The sequence below is a fragment of the Brevundimonas sp. NIBR10 genome (assembly GCF_027912515.1).
Taxonomy (GTDB): Bacteria; Pseudomonadota; Alphaproteobacteria; order Caulobacterales; family Caulobacteraceae; genus Brevundimonas.
Map to the genome: position 1 here is coordinate 1,929,176 of NZ_CP115464.1, position 13,934 is coordinate 1,943,109.

General features: G+C 67.5%; 17 protein-coding genes. 7 read left to right on the forward strand and 10 right to left on the reverse strand.

Annotated features, from left to right (window positions below):
• Positions 1–86: 86 nt before the first annotated feature.
• Positions 87–2,708, reverse strand: a complete 2,622-nt coding sequence (gene topA / locus O5K39_RS09540; protein ID WP_271147033.1) for a type I DNA topoisomerase — start codon at positions 2,706–2,708, stop codon at positions 87–89.
• A gap of 154 nt (positions 2,709–2,862) precedes the next feature.
• On the opposite strand from topA, the gene O5K39_RS09545 reads away from it, so the two are divergent.
• The gene (locus O5K39_RS09545) at positions 2,863–3,054 is read left to right on the forward strand and encodes a hypothetical protein (RefSeq protein ID WP_271147034.1); all 192 of its coding nucleotides are present in this window, start codon (positions 2,863–2,865) and stop codon (positions 3,052–3,054) included.
• Between the two features lie 10 nt (positions 3,055–3,064).
• Here O5K39_RS09545 and O5K39_RS09550 read toward each other — a convergent pair whose 3' ends face one another.
• Genes O5K39_RS09550 through O5K39_RS09575 form a run of 6 tightly spaced genes read right to left on the reverse strand, consistent with a single transcriptional unit; the run spans position 3,065 to position 5,868 of the window.
• A complete protein-coding gene (locus O5K39_RS09550) occupies positions 3,065–3,685 on the reverse strand; it encodes a dihydrofolate reductase family protein (protein WP_271147035.1) in 621 nt (206 codons plus the stop codon).
• Between the two features lie 5 nt (positions 3,686–3,690).
• Entirely contained in the window at positions 3,691–4,080 is a 390-nt protein-coding gene (locus O5K39_RS09555) for a DoxX family protein (protein WP_271147036.1), read from the reverse strand.
• Complete coding sequence (locus O5K39_RS09560; RefSeq protein ID WP_271147037.1) at positions 4,077–4,502, reverse strand: VOC family protein; 426 nt, start codon at positions 4,500–4,502, stop codon at positions 4,077–4,079. Before O5K39_RS09560 ends, O5K39_RS09555 begins: the two co-directional genes overlap by 4 nt.
• A gap of 35 nt (positions 4,503–4,537) precedes the next feature.
• Positions 4,538–5,032: an SRPBCC domain-containing protein gene (locus tag O5K39_RS09565; protein ID WP_271147038.1), complete on the reverse strand. Its 495-nt coding sequence runs from the start codon at positions 5,030–5,032 to the stop codon at positions 4,538–4,540.
• 1 nt (position 5,033) lies between these two features.
• Positions 5,034–5,534 carry an SRPBCC family protein gene (locus tag O5K39_RS09570; RefSeq protein WP_271147039.1) on the reverse strand — a complete coding sequence of 167 codons (501 nt, stop codon included), beginning with the start codon at positions 5,532–5,534 and terminating at the stop codon, positions 5,034–5,036.
• Positions 5,518–5,868: a metalloregulator ArsR/SmtB family transcription factor gene (locus O5K39_RS09575; protein WP_271147040.1), complete on the reverse strand. Its 351-nt coding sequence runs from the start codon at positions 5,866–5,868 to the stop codon at positions 5,518–5,520. Before O5K39_RS09575 ends, O5K39_RS09570 begins: the two co-directional genes overlap by 17 nt.
• Before the next feature lie 320 nt (positions 5,869–6,188).
• Here O5K39_RS09575 and O5K39_RS09580 point away from each other — a divergent pair, with 320 nt between their 5' ends.
• From O5K39_RS09580 to O5K39_RS09600, 5 genes are all read left to right on the forward strand, one after another.
• On the forward strand, positions 6,189–6,800 hold the full coding sequence (locus O5K39_RS09580; RefSeq protein ID WP_271147041.1) for a flavodoxin family protein: 612 nt from the start codon (positions 6,189–6,191) through the stop codon (positions 6,798–6,800).
• A gap of 67 nt (positions 6,801–6,867) precedes the next feature.
• Positions 6,868–7,257 carry a hypothetical protein gene (locus tag O5K39_RS09585; protein WP_271147042.1) on the forward strand — a complete coding sequence of 130 codons (390 nt, stop codon included), beginning with the start codon at positions 6,868–6,870 and terminating at the stop codon, positions 7,255–7,257.
• 97 nt (positions 7,258–7,354) lie between these two features.
• On the forward strand, positions 7,355–7,822 hold the full coding sequence (locus tag O5K39_RS09590; RefSeq protein ID WP_271147043.1) for a nuclear transport factor 2 family protein: 468 nt from the start codon (positions 7,355–7,357) through the stop codon (positions 7,820–7,822).
• Positions 7,822–8,553: a DNA repair protein RecO gene (gene recO, locus O5K39_RS09595; protein ID WP_271147044.1), complete on the forward strand. Its 732-nt coding sequence runs from the start codon at positions 7,822–7,824 to the stop codon at positions 8,551–8,553. The genes O5K39_RS09590 and recO overlap by 1 nt, the downstream gene beginning before the upstream one ends.
• A gap of 89 nt (positions 8,554–8,642) precedes the next feature.
• Positions 8,643–10,283 carry a PAS domain-containing hybrid sensor histidine kinase/response regulator gene (locus tag O5K39_RS09600; RefSeq protein WP_271147045.1) on the forward strand — a complete coding sequence of 547 codons (1,641 nt, stop codon included), beginning with the start codon at positions 8,643–8,645 and terminating at the stop codon, positions 10,281–10,283.
• Here O5K39_RS09600 and O5K39_RS09605 read toward each other — a convergent pair.
• Positions 10,250–10,711 (reverse strand): hypothetical protein, encoded by a 462-nt coding sequence (locus O5K39_RS09605; RefSeq protein WP_271147046.1) that lies wholly within the window; start codon positions 10,709–10,711, stop codon positions 10,250–10,252. The two genes, O5K39_RS09600 and O5K39_RS09605, sit on opposite strands and share 34 nt — an antisense overlap.
• Before the next feature lie 132 nt (positions 10,712–10,843).
• Between O5K39_RS09605 and parC the strand changes: the two genes are divergently transcribed.
• Positions 10,844–13,051 (forward strand): DNA topoisomerase IV subunit A, encoded by a 2,208-nt coding sequence (gene parC, locus O5K39_RS09610; RefSeq protein WP_271147047.1) that lies wholly within the window; start codon positions 10,844–10,846, stop codon positions 13,049–13,051.
• Here parC and O5K39_RS09615 read toward each other — a convergent pair.
• Complete coding sequence (locus O5K39_RS09615; RefSeq protein ID WP_271147048.1) at positions 13,048–13,449, reverse strand: hypothetical protein; 402 nt, start codon at positions 13,447–13,449, stop codon at positions 13,048–13,050. The two genes, parC and O5K39_RS09615, sit on opposite strands and share 4 nt — an antisense overlap.
• Positions 13,446–13,841, reverse strand: a complete 396-nt coding sequence (locus O5K39_RS09620) for a hypothetical protein (protein WP_271147049.1) — start codon at positions 13,839–13,841, stop codon at positions 13,446–13,448. The genes O5K39_RS09615 and O5K39_RS09620 overlap by 4 nt, the downstream gene beginning before the upstream one ends.
• Between the last annotated feature and the right edge of the window lie 93 nt (positions 13,842–13,934).

Here is a 13,934-nt window from a genome sequence, read left to right on the forward strand (position 1 = left end):
GCAATCCGTTGTGGAGCAAGGGATTGGAGCCGCGAAGTTGCGAAGTTGGCGCTCTTCTTCCCCCCGCTATGCGGGGGAAGACGAGTCTACGCCGTCGCCTTCTTCTTCGCCGGGGCCTTCTTGGCTGCGGGCTTCTTCGCTGCCGCAGGCTTCTTGGCCGGGGCCGCCTTCTTCGTGGCTGCCTTCTTGGCCTTGGGGGCGGCGGCGGCGCGGGCGGCGATGAGGGGGAGGGCGTCCTCGAGCGTCAGGTCCTCGGGAGCCATGCCCTTGGGCAGGGTGGCGTTGACCTTGCCCGACTTCACATAGGGGCCAAAGCGGCCAGCCATGACGTGGATGGGCTCGCCGGTCTCCGGGTGGGCCCCCAGGTCCTTGAGCGGGGCGGCAGCCTGGCCGCGACCGGCGAACTTGCCCGCCCGCTTGTCGGCCAGAAAGGTGACGGCGCGGTTCAGCCCGACCTCGAACACCTCGTCGATGTCGGCGACATTGGCATAGGTGCCGGCATGAAGCACGAAGGGGCCGTAGCGGCCGAGACCCGCCGTGATCGGCTTGCCGTCCTCGGGGTGAATGCCGACCTCACGCGGCAGGGCCAGCAGGCGCAGCGCCTGATCCAGCGACAGGGTCGCGGGGCTCCAGCCCTTGGGCAGGGAGGACCGTTTGGGCTTGTCCTCACCGGCGACGGCCGTCTGAACATAGGGGCCGAAGCGGCCGATCTTGAGCTCGACGGGCAGGCCGGTGACGGGGTCGAGGCCCAGGTCACGGTCGCCGCCGGCCTCTGACCCTTCCGCATTCGCGCCCGCGCCGAAGCCTCGGGTGTAGCGACATTCGGGATAGTTGGAACAGCCGACGAAGGACGACTTCATCTTGAAGCTGGCCTTCAGGTGCAGACGGCCGGACTTGCACAGGGGGCACAGGCGGGGATCGGTGCCGTCACCCTTGTCCGGGAACAAGAAGGGGCCGATGGCGCTGTCGAGCTCGTCGATCACGCCCTGGCGTTCCAGCACGGCGGCGGTTGCGGGCTTCAGCTTGGACCAGAACTCGCGCAGCAGGGCCTTCCAGTCGGCGTCACCGGCGGAGACCTCGTCCAGCTGGGTCTCCAGCGCGGCGGTGAAGTCGTACTGGACCCACTGGCCGAAGAACTGTTCCAGGAAGGCGGTGACCAGGCGGCCGTTGTCCTCGGGGATGAAGCGGTTCTTGTCCATGCGGACGTATTCGCGGTCGCGCAGGGTGGTCAGGATCGAGGCATAGGTCGAAGGCCGGCCGATGCCGAGCTCTTCCAGTTTCTTGACCAGGGTGGCCTCGGAGAAGCGGGGCGGCGGCTCGGTGAAATGCTGGTCGGTGCGGACGGCCTCGACCTTTGCCTTGGCGCCCTCCTTGAGGGCGGGCAGGCGGGCGGTGTCGTCGTCCTCTTCGGATTCGGCGCCCTTCTGCTTTTCGTCGCGGCCTTCCTCATAGACCGCCAGGAAGCCGTCGAAGGTGACGACCTGGCCGGTGGCGCGCAGGCCCGTCAGGCCGTCGGAGGTCTCGACGTCGACCGTGGTGCGATCGAGGCGCGCGGCCTCCATCTGGGACGCGACCATCCGCTTCCAGATCAGCTCATACAGGCGTTGCAGGTCGGATTCGAGACGCAGACTGTCGGGGCGGCGGGCGATATTGGTCGGGCGGATCGCCTCGTGGGCTTCCTGGGCGTTCTTGGCCTTGGTCTTGTAGTAGCGGGCCTCGGCCGGGACGAAGGCGGGGCCGAAGGTGTCGGAGATGACCTCACGCGCCTGGGCGATGCCCTCGGGCGTGGTCTGGACGCCGTCGGTCCGCATGTAGGTGATCAGGCCGCCGGTCTCGTCGACGCCCTCGTACAGTTTCTGGGCCGCGCGCATGGTGCGCTGGGCGTCGAAGCCGAGCTTGCGCGACGCCTCCTGTTGCAGGGTCGAGGTGGTGAAGGGGGGCGAGGGGAAGCGGCGGACCGGCTTCTTCTCGATCGACCTGATGGTGAAGTCGCCGGCCTTGATGGCGTCGCGGGCGGCGTGGGCAACGGCCTCCGAAGGGATGTCCAGGCGCTGGATACGCTTGCCCTCGTGCTTGACCAGACGGGTGGTGAAGGGCGGGCTGTCGGCGGCGAGATCGGCCTCGATCGACCAGTATTCCTGGGGCCGGAAGCGTTCGATCTCCAGCTCGCGATCGACTACGATGCGCAGGGCCACCGACTGGACCCGGCCGGCCGAGCGGGCCCCGGGGAGCTTCCTCCACAGCACCGGCGACAGGGTGAAGCCGACCAGATAATCCAGCGCGCGGCGGGCCAGATAGGCCTCGACCAGTTCCATGTCGAGCTGACGCGGGGCGGCCATGGCCTCGAGCACGGCGGATTTGGTGATGGCGTTGAAGGTGACGCGCTCGACGTGGGTGTCCTTCAGCGCCTTCTTCTTGTTCAGGACCTCGAGCACGTGCCAGCTGATGGCCTCGCCCTCGCGGTCGGGGTCGGTGGCCAGGATGACGCGGTCGGCGCGTTTGGCGGCGGCGGCGATCTCGGACATCCGGGCCGAGGCGCGGGCGTCGACCTCCCACTCCATCTCGAAATCGTCGTCCGGACGAACGGACCCATCCTTGGACGGGAGGTCGCGGATATGGCCGTAGGAGGCCAGAACCTCATAGTCCGAGCCCAGGTATTTATTGATGGTCTTGGCCTTGGCCGGGCTCTCGACGATGACGAGGTTCATTAGGGCGCAGTCTGTTTGGGAGGCGGCGAAGGTGGTCAGACGCAGCCGTCCTGTCAATCACGCCGATTGTGCAATGCGGAATTCAGCTACGGGTTGTCGTTTACCCTAAAGTTGTGCAGGGTGAGATTCGCTGTCAGATCCGAGGACCTTCATCATGGCCCGCGCCGAACTTGTCGAGACGTCCGCCGTCGCATCCCGCTCCCCGGCCAGGACGGAATATCCTGTCCGCGAATACATCGGCTCCATGGCCCAGGAACTGGCCGAGATGGCGCGCTGGGACGGCGACGAGGTGCTGGCCGGGCTGCTGGAGACCGTCGCCCTCCGGGCCGAGTCGCCCCGCCCCTGAGCGCTCCAGATCAGGCATCGCCGATCGTGCCGGTCCGGACAGGGCCGGCCCGCGTATATAGGCTGGAAACCACGCCGGTGGAGAAGGTCAGGGTCCGGTCCAGGGTGAAGCCGGCCGGCGCGGACCCTTGGCCGAACCAGCGCTTGCCGTGGCCGAGGACCACCGGGAAGGTCATCAGGCGCAGTTCGTCGATCAGGTCGTGAGCCAGCAGGGCGTGCAGCAGGACGCTGGACCCCTGGGTCAACAGGTCGGGTCCGTCGCCCTGTTTCAGGCGCGCAATCCCGGCCGTGACGTCGCCGGTGAGGGCGACGGTGTTGATCCAGGTCGCCGTCTTCGGGTCCGAGGTGGCGACATATTTGGTGACCCGGTCGAACAGGGGCCCGATCGGGATTTCCTGATGCACCGGCCAGTAGGCGGCGAAGATGTCATAGGTCCGGCGACCCAGCAGCAGGTCGAACGGGTGACCCGTCGCGTCGTCGAACACCCCCATGAAGGGGTCGGTGTCCTCGGCCCAGAAGGGGGCGGTCCAGCCCCCGAAGGCGAAGTTTTCCGACGGGTCTTCCTCTGGCCCGCCCGGCGCCTGCATGACGCCGTCCAGGCTGACGAAGGCGGCGGCGATGAGCTTTCTCACGGCGATCAGCTCCGGCGGACGGGGAAGATCTGGCGCAGGGCCGGATCGCGCAGCCACAGCCCGCCCCACATGAACAGACCCAGATAAACCCCGAACAGGGTGAAGCCGAACAGGGGGTTGTCGACACGCAGGTTGGTCGCGATCGCGCCGCCCAGATAGGCCGTCATCAGGACGGCCCCGAACACCGCCGTACGCGGGACCAGATACAGGACCAGGCAGGTCAGCTCGATGATCCCCAGCAGTAGGGTCTTGTCCCCCGACCAGCCGTTCGGCGTCATGCTCTGCGCCACGACGGTGGGCATGAAGAATTTGGGCATGATCGACGCGCCCAGCATGAAGACGGCGAACAGGCCGGTCAGGACACGACCGACCCAGACGGTGGCAGTGGCCTTCATGACGGCATCGGACCGGTGGTGTTGATCATCCAGGGGATGCCGAACCTGTCGGTGAAGCTGCCGTAGCCGGGCGACCAGAAGGTCTCGCCGAACGCCATGCCGACCGTGCCGCCTTCGGACAGGGCGTCGAACACGCGGCGGGCCTCCTCGGCGTCTTCGGTGTGGAAGGAGAGGTCAAAACCGTTCTTGGGCTTGTCGATGTTGGGCGCAAACTCGGGCGGCATGTCGGCCCCCATGATCGCCTGGTCTCCGACCTGGAGCCAGCCGTGCATCAGCCAGCCATCGTACTTCTTGTCGACCGGCATGCCGGGAGGGGCCTCGGCATAGGCGAAGGCCTGGATCTCGCCGCCGAGGACGGACTTGTAGAACTCCAGCGCCTCGCGGCACTGGCCCTGGAAGCTGAGGGCGGTGACCAGTTTCATGACGGCGTTCCTCTCTGTCGCGTTGGGGTTTGGGTTCAGTCGGGGTTGGCGAGCAGCCAGGCGTCCAGCCGGTCCATGGTCGAGGTCCAGCCGTAGGTGTGGCCGGTGACGCTGCGTTCGGACTTCAGGCCCTCGTGGGTGAAGTCCATCCGGGTCCTGCCGTCGTCGGTCTCGTGCAGGTCGACGGTGACCAGGGTGTCGGCGGGGGGGCCGTCCTCGTGGCTCTCGTCCCATTTGAAGGTGAAGACCAGGCGGCGAGGCTCGTCGATCTCGCGATAGTGGCCGCCCTGCCAGAGGTCCTCAGCCGTCTCGACCGAGCGCAGACAGGCCCGCCACTCTCCGCCGACCCGCAGGTCGTTCGTGCCCGACACCATCGGCCATTCGACCGGACCCATCCAGCCGACCCGCATCTCGGGCCGGGTCCAGGCGGCCCAGACGAGGGGCCGGGGCGCGTCGAAGGTGCGGGTCATCTCCAGCCGACCCGGCAACAGCGGCGGCAGGGGGCTCAGGGCGGGGGCGACCTTCGACATCTCAGAGCGTCGGCAGCAGGGCGTTCAGCTGGTCGGCGACCGTGCCCCAGCCGTCGTGGAAGCCCATGGCCTCGTGCTGCTTCATCGTTTCCTCCGACCAGTGGCGGGCGGTGGCGACATAGCGGGTCCTGCCGTCGGGCAGGGGGGTCAGCTCGATCTCTGCGGCCATGAAGGGCATGCCGGCCGGCAGCCAGCCCTTGATGAAGGCGTCGGTGGTGATCCAGCGCCGGTTCGGCTCGACCAGCAGGAAGACGCCGTCGTTGGGCATGACCTCGCCGTCCGGGCCGTTCATGGTGACGGCGAAGCGGCCGCCGACCTCGGGCTCGATGACCGGGTCGGTGATCCACCAGGGCTTGGGGCAGAACCACTGGGCCAGGATCTCGGGCGTCATCCAGGCCTTCCAGATCTGCTCCGGCGTGCCGTTCAGGATCCGCTCCAGCACCAGCGCGTGGCCGTGGGCGCCGGTGGCGTGGCAGGGATCGATTTCAGTTTCTTGGGCCATCGGGGTCTCCCTTCTGGATTTTCTTCAGATACGCATCGAGGCGGTCGAAACTGGCATCCCAGTATCGCCGATAGTGCTCCAGCCACTCGGCCATGCCCTTCATGCCCATCGGCTCCAGCCGTGCAGGCCGCCACTGGGCCTCCTTGCCCCGGCTGATCAGACCTGCCTTTTCAAGCACCTTCAGATGTTTGGACACGGCGGGCAAGCTCATGTCGAACGGCTCGGCCAGATCGCCCACACTGGCCTCGCCCTCGCACAGCCGCGCCAGGATGGCCCGACGGGTCGGATCGGCGAGGGCGGCGAACTTGGCGGAGAGGGGGTCGGGGGCGGGCATGGCGGGTTTCGTGTTGAACTGATGGGTTAAGTACGAGGCGTGTGAGCTGTTGTCAACCGGGCGGTTAAATGAGCTTGGCTCTCCTCCCTGTCGCGCAGCGATGGGGAGGTGGCGCGGCCCTTCTTCAGGGCCGTGACGGAGGGGGCGACATGGTGGCGAAAAGGGGGGCTCCAAAATCCAACCCGGAAAGACCTCGTCGCCCCCTCCGCCACGGCGCAAGCGGCGCCGCGCCACCTCCGCATTCGCCAAGCGGCGAACGGGGAGGAGAAGGAACGTCTCGTCTTTCCAACGGTTTGCCCCTTTCAACTCGGAGCATCCCCATGAAGGCCGTCGTCCTCAACTGCACCCTCAAGCCGTCGCCGCAGACGTCGAGCACCGAGGCGCTCGCAAACGTCGTCATCGCCGAACTGGAGAAGGGCGGGGCGGAGGTGGAGATGGTCCGGCTGGTCGATCTGAACATCATGCCGGGTGTCGAAGGCGACATGGGCGATGGCGACGACTGGCCTTCGGTGGATGCCAAGCTGAAGGCGGCCCAGATCGTGGTGTTCGCCACCCCGACCTGGCTGGGTCAGATGTCGAGCGTGGCGCTGCGGGCGCTGGAGCGGATGGACGCCTGGTTCGCAGAGACCGACGACAGCGGGCGGCCGGTGGCCTTCGGCAAGGTGGCGGGCATCGTCGTCACCGGCAACGAGGACGGGGCTCACAACATCGTGGCGACCATCTCCCAGAGCCTGATCGACATGGGCTTCACCATCCCGGGGCAGAGTTGGACCTACTGGCACTTGGGGCCAGGGCCCGGGCCGGACTATGTCGAGACGGATCAGGGGCACGAATACTCCGACCGGGTCGGGCGCAATGCGGCTCGCAATCTGGTGGCCCTGGCGAAGGTGCTGACTCCGGAAACCTATCCCGTGCCGGAGAGCGGGGGATAGCCAACGCCAGCGACATTCCCGGCACCCGTGCTAGGCTCGGCGGGTCACGCCACCTCTGAGACCGTCCATGATCGCCACCGTGTCCCAGGGACTTGTCGTCGCGGCGGGGGTCTGGCTGATCGGCCTGGGCGCCTTCATGCTGGTCCGGCCGCGTCAGGCGCTTGTGGCTCTCAGTCGCATGGGTGGGTCACCGGGCGTCCATGTCGGCGAGATGGCGGTGCGTATCCTGGTCGGTGCGGCCATGGTCCTAGCCGCCGCCGGGTCTCGATACCCGCTTGCGGTGATGGTGATCGGCGGGTTTCTGATCGTCTCGGCTGTGGTCCTGTTGGTCCTGCCCCGACGCTGGCATGCGGCCTATTCGACGTGGTGGGCGAGCCATATTCCGGTCCCGGCCGTTCGCCTGATCGCGCCGCTCTCCTTCGTCATGGGCGGGGCGTTGATCTGGGTCGTCACCTAGAACACGCGGGCAGCCGCCTTTCACAGACGGACTCATGCGGTGTTGGCGTCTGCGATCCGGGCCTCTATGACGGAGGCGTACAAACCGGGAACTTCTGATGTCGATGCTCGCCCTGGGCTTGGCCCTCGCGCTCCAGACCGCGACCACACCCGAGGCGGAGGTTGCCGCCGTGCTGGACCGGTTGAACGTGGCGTCGAGCGCCGCCGACGGGCCGGCCTATTTCGCCCTGTTCACGCCGGATGCGCGGTTCATCGGGACGGATGCGTCGGAGCACTGGTCGCGGGCCGAGTTTCAGGCGCTGTACGAACCCTATTTCGCCTCGGGCAAGGGCTGGTCCTATCCGGCGACGGCGCGGACTATCACCCTCGCGCCGATCGACTGCCGCTGCGTGGCCTGGTTCGAGGAGAAGCTGGTCAACGCGAAGTACGGCGAGACGCGGGGGTCCGGCGTGCTGAGGTTGGTCGATGGCCAGTGGAAGATCGAGCAGTATGTGCTGAGCTTCTCGGTGCCGAACGATCGGTCGGACGCGGTCATCGCGGCGATCAAGGCCGATCCGGCGCCCTGATGGATTTCCACGAGGAGGCCTTCGTCCTGTCGGCGCGGGCGCATGGTGACACCGGGGTGGTCGTCGACCTGCTGACCGAGACCCATGGGCGGCGCGGGGCCTATGTGGCGGGCGGGGCGTCGCGCAAGATGAAGCCGTTCCTCCAGGCCGGGTCGCGGGTGATCTGTGACTACCGTGCGAGGACCAGCGACCATCTGGGCTCGGCGCGGCTGGAGGCGGTGGGCGAGGGGGTCGCGGCCCTGTTCGACGACGCCGTCGCCCTGACCGGACTGAGCGCGGCGGCGGCGGTGGCGCAAGGAGCCCTGCCGGAGCGGGAGCCGCATCCGGGAGCGTTTCTGGCGTTCGAGGCGCTGATGTCGGCGTTCCAGATCCCGGCGGTCTGGCCGGCGATCTTCGTGCGGTTCGAGGCGGGGTTGCTGGAGGATCTGGGGTTCGGGCTGGACCTGTCGCGATGCGCGGCGACGGGGTCTGTCGATGACCTGATCTATGTCAGCCCGCGCACCGGCCGGGCCGTGTCGCGCGAGGCGGGCGCCCCCTATGCCGACAAGATGCTGAAACTTCCGCCCTTCATGCTGGGGGCGCAGGCGGGTCTGGGCGAGGGGGACGTGGGGGCCGGGCTGGACCTGACGGGCCATTTCCTGGAGCAGTTCGTCTTCCATCCCCAGAACCGGCCGATCCCCGAGGCGCGGGTGTGGATGGTCGATCGGCTGAGAGAGTCGGGTCGGCTGTAAAAGACGCGCATTGGCGCAATGACGGATTAACCCTGACGTGTCATGACAGACCTGTCGTTGTCAGCGACGCGTAACAGGCAGTTCCACGCATGACCCACGTGCCGTCGGCCGAGACCCGTGATCCGGAACCCTCCGACGGCGTCGTCGTGGCCTTTCCCGACCGCGCCACGCCTGCGGACGAGATCAGCAACTTCTTCGACGTGTCGCTGGACCTTCTGGTCGTCCGCGACCTGGATGGACGGGTGATCAAGGCCAGCCGGTCCTGGCACACGGCCCTCGGTCACCACCCGCACGAGATGGAGGGCCAGCCCCTGCTGCGCCTTGTCCATCCCGAAGACATGCCCGGAACCCTGGGCAGCGTCGCCGAGGTCACGAACCGCAAGGCGGGCGATCCCGTCCTGGGCTTCATCAACCGCTATCGACATGCCGACGGCCATTACCGCCTGCTGGAATGGCGGGCGCAGCGTTTCGGCGACCGGATCTACGGCGTGGCGCGCGACGTCACCAATCGGGTCGCCGGCGAAAAGGCGTTGCGGGAAGCCAAGGCCGCCGCAGAGGCCGCCAGCGTGGCCAAGTCCGATTTCCTCGCCAATATGAGCCACGAGATCCGCACGCCCCTGAACGGGGTCATCGGCATCATCGACGCCCTGTCGCGCACCGAGCTGACCCCGGAACAGCGCGAGATGGTCGGGCTGGTGCAGTCGTCGGGGGTGACGCTGGAACGGCTGGTCTCCGACATTCTGGATGTGTCCAAGATCGAGGCCGGGCAGCTGGCGCTGGAGGCGCGGCCGTTCGACCTGGACGAGGCCATCGCCGCCTGCATCGACGTCAACCGCGCCAAGGCCGAGGACAAGGGCCTGACCTTCGAGATCGAGCGCCACGAGGCCGCGCGCGGCGCCTTCGTCGGCGACAGCACACGAATCCGTCAGGTGCTGGGCAATCTGTTGTCCAATGCCGTGAAGTTCACGGCGCGGGGCGGGGTCAGCGTCCACATCCAGGTCACCGACGACACCCTGACCGACGACGGACGGCACACCCTGACGCTGGAGGTTCGCGACACCGGCGTCGGCTTCCCGTCCGAACACGCCGAGCGGATGTTCGAGCGGTTCAGCCAGGCCGACGGCTCGATCACGCGCCGGTTCGGCGGGACCGGGCTGGGGCTGTCGATCTGTCGCTCGCTGGTCGAGATCATGGGCGGCGAGATTTCGGCGACCTCGACCCCGAACCTGGGCAGCCGGTTCACGGTTCGACTGCCGCTGGAACGGACCGAGCCCGTGGCAGCGCGGCCGAAACGGCCTGAAGTCCTTTCACCCCGCCCGGCGGACCGGCCGCTGCGCGTCCTGCTGGCCGAGGATCACCCGGTCAACCAGCGGGTGGTGCAGATGATCCTGTCGGACCAGGACGTCGATCTGGTCACCGTGGACGATGGGGCCCAGGCGGTGGCGGCCTTCGCCGGCGGCGGCTTCGACCTGGTGCTGATGGACATGCAGATGCCGCTGATGGACGGGCTGACCGCGACGCGGGCGATCCGGGCGCTGGAGGCCGAGCAGAATGCGGTGCCTACGCCGGTGATCATGCTGAGCGCCAACGCCATGGCCGAGCATCAGGACGCGGCCCGCCTCGCCGGTGCCGACCTGCACGTCGCCAAACCGATCACCGCAGCCAGCCTGTTGGCCGGGATGCAGGCGGTGGTGGATCACCAGTCGTCGTCGGTGGGCCTGGCGATCTGAGCGCATTCCATCTGGACGCCCGTGTTCAGACGGCGGACGGAAACCTTGTAGCTCGACAACAGGTATCGAACCTCGGGCAGGTCGCAACGCAGGCTGGTGTCCGTGTTGGAGCAGGCCACCCCGGCTCTTGCCCGGCCCGCCGCGACGGCTGTGTCCCAGTCGGCATTCACGATCAGCCGCGACGTCGTGAGTACCTCACCCGAGCGCGTGCGCACCTCGATGACCAGGTCGCGGAGCGGCAGGCCATAGGCGGTGACGCTGGCCGGCACCTGATAGTGTTCCGTCGTAACCAGATCGGACCCGAAGCCCTGAACGGTGTCAGGCAGCCGGGGAAAGGATCGGTAGTGGCGCTGGATGTTGGAACAGTCGAAGTCGGTGGGTGCCTGGATCGGCAGGACGAGCGACGCCGCGAGGACGATGACGAGCATGGCGAACTCCGCTGACGGGACTCAGCAAAGCTATGATGAGGGGCAGTGAAATCGACTGACGTAGCCTGACGGCGCGGATTTGGCCGTCATACCCGCTAGACTTCCTTCTCCGCATCACCGATTCGATCCCGCATGACCATCCACACCCCCCCGCCTCCCGAAGGCGGTCGTATCGTCGATGAGCCGATGAGCGAGGCGTTGAGCCGTCGCTATCTGGCCTATGCCCTGTCGACGATCACCAACCGGGCCCTGCCGGACGTGCGCGACGGGTTCAAGCCGGTCCACCGCCGGATCATGTACGCCATGCACCAGATGCGGCTGAACCCGCAGGCGGCGGCGCGCAAATGCGCCAAGGTCGTCGGCGAGGTCATGGGCGGCTATCACCCGCACGGCGACGCCTCCATCTATGACGCCCTGGTGCGACTGGCGCAGGATTTCTCGCAGCGGTATCCGCTGGTCGACGGCCAGGGAAACTTCGGCAACATCGACGGCGATAACGCCGCGGCCATGCGCTATACCGAGTGCAAGCTGACGCCGGCGGCGGTCCTGTTGATGGACGGCATCGACCAGGACTCGGTCGATTTCAAACCCACCTACGACGATCAGGACGAGGAGCCGGTGGTGCTGCCGGCCGGGTTCCCGAACCTGCTGGCCAACGGCTCGTCGGGGATCGCGGTGGGGATGGCGACGTCCATTCCTCCGCACAATGTCGGTGAGCTGATCGACGCCTGTCTGGTGCTGCTGGAGAACCCCGAGACGACGACGGCGGAGCTGGCGCAGATCGTGCCGGGGCCGGACTTCCCGACCGGCGGGGTGGCGGTCGAGGGCCATGCAGCGATCCTGGACGCCTATGAGACCGGGCGCGGCGGGGTACGGCTGCGGGCGCGCTGGGAGCGGGTGCCGCTGGAGCGCGGCGGGTATCAGGTCGTCGTCACCGAGATGCCGTACCAGGTCGGCAAGTCCAAACTGGTAGAACAGCTGGCCGAACTGATCGAGCAGAAGAAGGCGCCGCTGCTGGCCGATGTGCGCGACGAGTCGGCCGAGGACATCCGGCTGGTGCTTGAGCCCAAGAGCCGCACCATCGAGGCCGAGGCCCTGATGGAGAGCCTGTTCCGGCTGTCGGATCTGGAGGTGCGGTTCCCGATCAACATGAACGTGCTGGACGCCACGGGCACGCCGGGCGTGATGGGGCTGAAGGCGTGCTTGCAGGCCTTCCTGGATCACCGACGGGTGGTGTTGATCCGGCGGGCCAATTGGCGGATTGAGCGGGTCGAGAAGCGGCTGCACCTGCTGGAAGGCCTTCGGATCGTCTTCCTGAACCTGGACGAGGTCATCCGGATCGTGCGCGAGGAGGAGCAGCCCAAGGCGGTGCTGATCGCGCGCTTCGGCCTGAGTGAGATGCAGGCCGACTATGTCCTCGACACCCGGCTGCGCCAGTTGGCGCGGATCGAGGAAATGGCGATCGAGAAGGAATACTCAGAACTGGCCGCCGAGCTGGCCGGGCTGAAGGCCATGATCGGCTCGCCGGCGAAACAGAACAAGCTGATGATCGTGGGCCTGCAGGATGTCAGGAAGGCGATGATCTCGCCGCGCCGGACGACGATCGCGGAAGCCGTGGATGCATCGGCCTTCACCGCGCCCGAGGCCTATATTCCGCGCGAGGCCATCACCGTGATCCTGTCGGAACGGGGCTGGATCCGGGCGACCAAGGGCAAGGTCGAGGATCCGTCGGAGCTGAAGTTCAAGGAAGGCGACAGCCTGGGCTTCCTGGTGCCGGCGTTCACGACCGACAAGATCCTGGTCGCGGCCTCGGACGGGCGGGTCTTCACGCTGACGGCTGACAAGCTGGCCGGCGGGCGCGGGCACGGCGAGCCGCTGCGCCTGATGATCGAGCTGGAGGAGAAGGCCGAGATCGTCGCCGTCATGGCGCATCAGCCGGGGCAGAAGCTGCTGGTGGCGTCCAAGGACGGATACGGTTTCGTGGCCCCCGAGGACGACCTGATCGCCTCCAAGCGCGGCGGCAAACAGGTGCTGAACGGCGAGCTCAAGGCCCTGCTGCGGATCGGGACGGCGGACCATGTGGCGGCGCTGGGCGAGAACCTGAAGACGCTGATCTTCCCGGTCGCCGAACTGCCCGAGATGGGGCGCGGCAAGGGGGTCAGGCTGCAGGCCTACAAGGGCGGGGGCCTTCAGGACATCACGGTGTTCAGCGCCGAGACCGGGCCGGAATGGGCGGACGGCGGCGGACGTCGCAGGAACTGGCCGGACTGGAAGGACTGGCTGGGCAAGCGGGCCCAGACCGGGCGGATGGGGCCGAGGGGACTGCGCAAGTTCCGCTAGTCGGCGGCTTCGACGGCCTCGGTCGCTTCGCGGGCGATGCGCTCGGACAGGGCGCGACAGACCCGCTGGTCGCCGTCCATGGCCTGGAGGGTGATCGGCGCGCGACGGTTCAGCCCGGGTCCATAGAGGGCGATCTGGCGATCTACATCGGTACGGATGGCGGCGTCGGTGTCGGCGTTCAGGATGCCCAGCGGCTCGCCGTACAGATAGGCCAGGTTGTCGTAGGCCACGGCGGCCGTCACTCCCGCCTGACGCAACTCGGCATCACCGGCCAGACCCGCCGCCGCCGAGGCCATCCGGAAGGTCGCCGCGCATCCGACCATCTGGTCGTAGGTGATCCGGTCCGCGGCGGGGGACGCCTGAACCGTCGCCGACAGCAGGAAGGCGACAAGGCTCATTGCAGTGTGAAGCCGCGCCGGGCCGCCATGTCGCGAAGGCTGTCGGTGCAGCCCTTCTGTTCGCTGTTCATGTAGTCCAGCGTCGCCCGCCGGCTGTCGGGGTTGGCGAGCGGGACGTCCCAGGCCATGCGTTGCTGCCTGAGTTGATTGGCCAGGGACGTATCGGTCGCGGCGCGATCGTATCCGACCGGAGGCCCGAAGATGTAGGCCAGATCGCGCCAAAGGTCGGCCGCCTCGTTCGACGGCTGGGCCGAGCCGCCGCCATAGCGGACGACGACCTCGCCGGCGTGGCGAAAGACGCCGCCGCACATCAGGGCGGTCATATAGTCGGCCCGGTCGGCGGTCGACTGGGGCGTCAGGGCCAGGACGGATGCGAGGGTCAGGGCGATCATCGGGGCAGTTTGTCGCGATCGACGCGTCGAGGCGACTGACGCGATCTGACGCCGATTTCGCTATTCGACGGCCGGTGTTCGCGCGATAATCGC

Coding starts and splice junctions, on each gene's coding strand:
- topA (WP_271147033.1), bottom strand. CDS start 2,708: ATGAACCTCGTCATCGTCGAGAGCCCGGCCAAGGCCAAGACCATCAAT.
- O5K39_RS09545 (WP_271147034.1), top strand. CDS start 2,863: ATGGCCCGCGCCGAACTTGTCGAGACGTCCGCCGTCGCATCCCGCTCC.
- O5K39_RS09555 (WP_271147036.1), bottom strand. CDS start 4,080: ATGAAGGCCACTGCCACCGTCTGGGTCGGTCGTGTCCTGACCGGCCTG.
- O5K39_RS09560 (WP_271147037.1), bottom strand. CDS start 4,502: ATGAAACTGGTCACCGCCCTCAGCTTCCAGGGCCAGTGCCGCGAGGCG.
- O5K39_RS09565 (WP_271147038.1), bottom strand. CDS start 5,032: ATGTCGAAGGTCGCCCCCGCCCTGAGCCCCCTGCCGCCGCTGTTGCCG.
- O5K39_RS09570 (WP_271147039.1), bottom strand. CDS start 5,534: ATGGCCCAAGAAACTGAAATCGATCCCTGCCACGCCACCGGCGCCCAC.
- O5K39_RS09575 (WP_271147040.1), bottom strand. CDS start 5,868: ATGCCCGCCCCCGACCCCCTCTCCGCCAAGTTCGCCGCCCTCGCCGAT.
- O5K39_RS09580 (WP_271147041.1), top strand. CDS start 6,189: ATGAAGGCCGTCGTCCTCAACTGCACCCTCAAGCCGTCGCCGCAGACG.
- O5K39_RS09585 (WP_271147042.1), top strand. CDS start 6,868: ATGATCGCCACCGTGTCCCAGGGACTTGTCGTCGCGGCGGGGGTCTGG.
- O5K39_RS09590 (WP_271147043.1), top strand. CDS start 7,355: ATGTCGATGCTCGCCCTGGGCTTGGCCCTCGCGCTCCAGACCGCGACC.
- recO (WP_271147044.1), top strand. CDS start 7,822: ATGGATTTCCACGAGGAGGCCTTCGTCCTGTCGGCGCGGGCGCATGGT.
- O5K39_RS09600 (WP_271147045.1), top strand. CDS start 8,643: ATGACCCACGTGCCGTCGGCCGAGACCCGTGATCCGGAACCCTCCGAC.
- O5K39_RS09605 (WP_271147046.1), bottom strand. CDS start 10,711: ATGCTCGTCATCGTCCTCGCGGCGTCGCTCGTCCTGCCGATCCAGGCA.
- parC (WP_271147047.1), top strand. CDS start 10,844: ATGACCATCCACACCCCCCCGCCTCCCGAAGGCGGTCGTATCGTCGAT.
- O5K39_RS09615 (WP_271147048.1), bottom strand. CDS start 13,449: ATGAGCCTTGTCGCCTTCCTGCTGTCGGCGACGGTTCAGGCGTCCCCC.
- O5K39_RS09620 (WP_271147049.1), bottom strand. CDS start 13,841: ATGATCGCCCTGACCCTCGCATCCGTCCTGGCCCTGACGCCCCAGTCG.